This is a genomic window from Rhodoferax sp. (assembly GCF_023701345.1).
Lineage (GTDB): Bacteria > Pseudomonadota > Gammaproteobacteria > Burkholderiales > Burkholderiaceae_C > Rhodoferax.
Genome location: NZ_JAMPXE010000207.1, coordinates 1 through 3,570, shown reverse-complemented (window position 1 = coordinate 3,570; position 3,570 = coordinate 1). Strand labels below are relative to the sequence as shown.

Genomic DNA, 3,570 nt, shown 5'->3' with positions numbered 1-3,570 from the left:
GAGAGCTATCTCAAGGTGGTGTTTGGTTTCTTCGGCGTGACCGATGTGCGCATTGTGCGTGCCGAGGGTCTGGCCATGGGGGATGCCCCGAAGGCTGCTGCCATCACCGCTGCGCGTGCCGACATGGAAGTCGCCACGGTTTAAGCCACCCGTTTGGGTTGATGCAAAGAGGTCCACCCGCTGGGGTCGACCTCTTTTTTTATGTGCTGTCAATCAAAAACAAAACCATCTCGTCATGCCAGCGCATTGGCACGCGCATCGGCGCCTATTGATGGCATGTGCTCAACGGCCTGGTGAGACGCAGGATGCATGATTACACTCTTGCTGTCTACCGGATTGCGCGCCCTGCTCAAGGGTTTGGGTGTGAGGCGGTGTGGCACAAAAGGTGCTGGGGCTGTCGGCGCTGCCGTATTGGTTTGACACACCCGATTTTTTAAGTCCCGAGGAGTTTTATTGTGAGTGATGCACTGAACTATTTGCTTAAGGCACGGCCCGAAACCATGGGTCATTATTTTGCTTTCCTGAAAGACAGTGGCAAGTACCTCGATCCCAAAACCCGCAACCTGATCTCGGTCATCACCAAGGTGCACGCCCAGACCGACCGCGGTTTTCGCCAGTATCTGGGTCGTGCGCTGCGCGAGGGCTGCAGCCCGATGGAGGTGCTTGACGCGCTGCTGATGGCGTTTCCGGCGCTGGGCCTGGCCAAGATCATCTGGGCGGTGGACATCATTCTGGACATGAACATTCCGGGTTTCGCGCCCGAGGCGCTCACCCAACCGGCGGCGGCACCAACACCAATGGCTGCCCTGGTCGCCCCAGCACCAGCCGAATGGCGCGACGTGATGGCGGCCAGGGACGTACCTGACGGCGAGGTCACACGTACCGAGTCCCAGGGGCGCGGCCTGTTCATCTACCGTGACGCCAAGACTTACAAAGTCTATGACAGCCACTGTCCGCACCAGAACACCGACATCACGCAATTGGCCGTCAAGGGCACGACCATGACCTGTCCCAAGCACCAATGGCAATTTGATGCCAAAAGCGGCGACTGCATCAAAAAAGGCAAGACCCCGCTCCGGCGCATCGAATCCAAAGTGGTCAAAGGCCGTTTGCTGGCTTTTTGGTAAATCGGAGTCGTGCCGGTTGACGGCGGGCAGCCAAAGTCACGGACAATCGCGCCTATTCACACTGACTGTTCAGTTGCCTCAAAGGAGTTGATTCATGCCAATCGTTGTGTTCAATCAAAAAGGCGGGGTGGGCAAGTCCACCATTACCTGCAATCTGGCAGCCATCAGTGCCAGCCAGGGTTTGCGCACCCTGGTCATCGACCTCGATCCGCAGGGCAACTCCACCAGCTATTTGCTGGGCGACACGGCCAGCGACGAGCAACCCAGTGTGGCAGGTTTTTTTGAGCAAACCCTGAGCTACAGTTTTCGTAACGTGCCAGCGACTGAGTACGTGGTTGGAACACCATTTGAAAACCTTGACGTGATGCCGTCCAGCCCGGCGCTCAATGAGCTGCTGGTCAAACTGGAATCGCGTCAAAAAATCTACAAGCTGCGCGAAGCCCTGGTGCAACTGGCCGAAACCTATGACCGCATCTACATCGACACGCCGCCGGCGCTGAACTTCTTTACCCGTGCCGCGCTGATCGGTGCCACCGGCTGCCTGATCCCGTTTGACTGCGACAGCTTCTCACGCCAGGCGCTGTATGCGCTGATGGACAACGTGCAGGAAATCCGCGCCGACCACAACCCCGAGCTCCAGATTGACGGCATTGTGGTCAACCAGTTCCAGGCCCGCGCCAACCTGCCCCAGCGCATGGTGGCGGAACTGATTGAAGAGGGCCTGCCGGTGCTGCAACCCTACTTGCCTTCGTCAGTGCGCATTCGCGAGTCGCACGAGCAGTCCCTGCCCATGATTCACCTGGATCCGAGTCACAAAATTACCTTGGCACTGGTGGAGTTACACGACGGGCTGCGGGGGTAGGGGACTGTTCTGCGGGTGTTATCCGCTATTTCATGCCGTACCAGTGCGGCGTACTAATGCCTGGCAACGTAGAGGATGTTGTCCCTCTTCAATCGCTGTCATATCAAAATTATTCCGAATGTTTATATCTTTGAATATTTGGATTTACTGATTTAAATCAATTAGGGTTTGTACTAATAGCTAAACAATGCCGTTACGACTTTCGAACGGCATTGTGTAGTGAAGATTGGATGAGCACAGGCCGTTCCTTTACGAGGGAAAGGCAATGTCACTCCATCATTTCTTGAAAACGGTTTTTGTCGCGGCTTTGTTCGCCGGTGCCCTGGGGCAAGCGGCGACAGACACGAGCGCCGCAAAAGAGGCCAGGTCCACCGCCGATCACAGCAAGTTTTCAGCATTGGCCGGCCCTTTTGATTCCGGCCCAGCCGTCACCAAAGCCTGTCTGAGCTGCCACACCGAGGCGTCCAGACAAATCCATCAAACACAGCACTGGAAATGGGAATACAAAAACCCCCAGACCGGTCAGCTGCTGGGCAAAAAACACGTCGTCAACAACTTCTGCACCTCGGTCAAGTCTAACGAAGCCGCGTGCAACAGCTGTCACATCGGGTATGGCTGGAAAGACGATACGTTTGATTTTGCGTCCGAAGAAAATGTGGACTGCCTGGCGTGTCACGATGCCACAGGCAAGTACAAAAAACCATCGGGCTTTGCCGGCAACCCGGTGGCCAAAGACACCGAGTTTCCACCCGGCTCGGGCAAGATTATCCGTGGCATCAATCTGGCCGAGATCGCCCAAAAGGTGGGCGCCACCAAGCGCACGACCTGTGGCGCATGCCACTTCAATGGCGGCGGCGGTGATGGTGTGAAGCACGGTGATCTGGACAGCTCGCTGGAAGCGCCAGACAAGGAACTGGATGTGCACATGGATGTGGATGGCAACAACTTCAGTTGCTCGACCTGCCACAAAACCGAAGGTCACCAGGTGCCAGGCAGCCGCTATGCGCCGACCGCCCAGGACAAGGCGCCGGCCCATCTGCGCGGCAAGGTTGACACCAGCAACCCGGCCACCTGCCAGGCCTGCCATGGCCAAACACCGCACAAGGCAGTCAAGCTCAACGATCACACCAACAAGCTGGCTTGCCAGACCTGCCACATCCCGGCGTATGCCCGTGGCGGTCAACCCACCAAAATGACGTGGGACTGGTCAACCGCAGGCAAGCTCGACAAGGACGGCAAGTTCCAGACGCTGCGTGACGAAAACGATTACGACACCTACATGACCATCAAGGGTGATTTCAAGTGGGCAGAGAACGTCACGCCTGAATACGTCTGGTTCAACGGCACGGTCAACTACACGCTGATGGGCGACAAGATTGAAAAAGCCAACGAGCCGATTCAAATCAACCGCTTCGAAGGCAGCGCCACCGACGGCAAGTCGATGATCTGGCCGGTCAAGATGTTCCGCGGCAAACAGCAATACGACCCCGTGAACAAATCGCTGGTGATTACCCACCTGGCGGGCAACGACGACACCGCATACTGGAAAAACCTGAACTGGGTCAAGGCCGTCGAGGCGGG

At 56.9% G+C, this 3,570-nt stretch carries 3 protein-coding genes and 1 pseudogene; all 4 read left to right on the top strand.

Annotated features, from left to right (window positions below; all coding sequences use genetic code 11):
* Nucleotides 1-144 (top strand): annotated as a pseudogene (locus NDI87_RS17090) (NAD(P)H-dependent oxidoreductase); the annotation flags it as partial.
* Between the two features lie 311 nt (nucleotides 145-455).
* Nucleotides 456-1,127, top strand: a complete 672-nt coding sequence (locus tag NDI87_RS17085) for a Rieske 2Fe-2S domain-containing protein (RefSeq protein WP_296276787.1) — start codon at nucleotides 456-458, stop codon at nucleotides 1,125-1,127.
* Between the two features lie 94 nt (nucleotides 1,128-1,221).
* The gene (locus NDI87_RS17080; RefSeq protein WP_296276786.1) at nucleotides 1,222-1,989 is read left to right on the top strand and encodes a ParA family protein; all 768 of its coding nucleotides are present in this window, start codon (nucleotides 1,222-1,224) and stop codon (nucleotides 1,987-1,989) included.
* A 265-nt stretch (nucleotides 1,990-2,254) separates the two neighbouring features.
* Nucleotides 2,255-3,570, top strand: a 1,316-nt coding sequence (locus NDI87_RS17075; protein WP_296276785.1) for a tetrathionate reductase family octaheme c-type cytochrome, incomplete at its 3' end; no start/stop codon positions are given.

Excerpts from the sequence above, each read along its gene's own strand:
- NDI87_RS17080 (WP_296276786.1), top strand. The coding sequence starts at position 1,222 with ATGCCAATCGTTGTGTTCAATCAAAAAGGCGGGGTGGGCAAGTCCACC.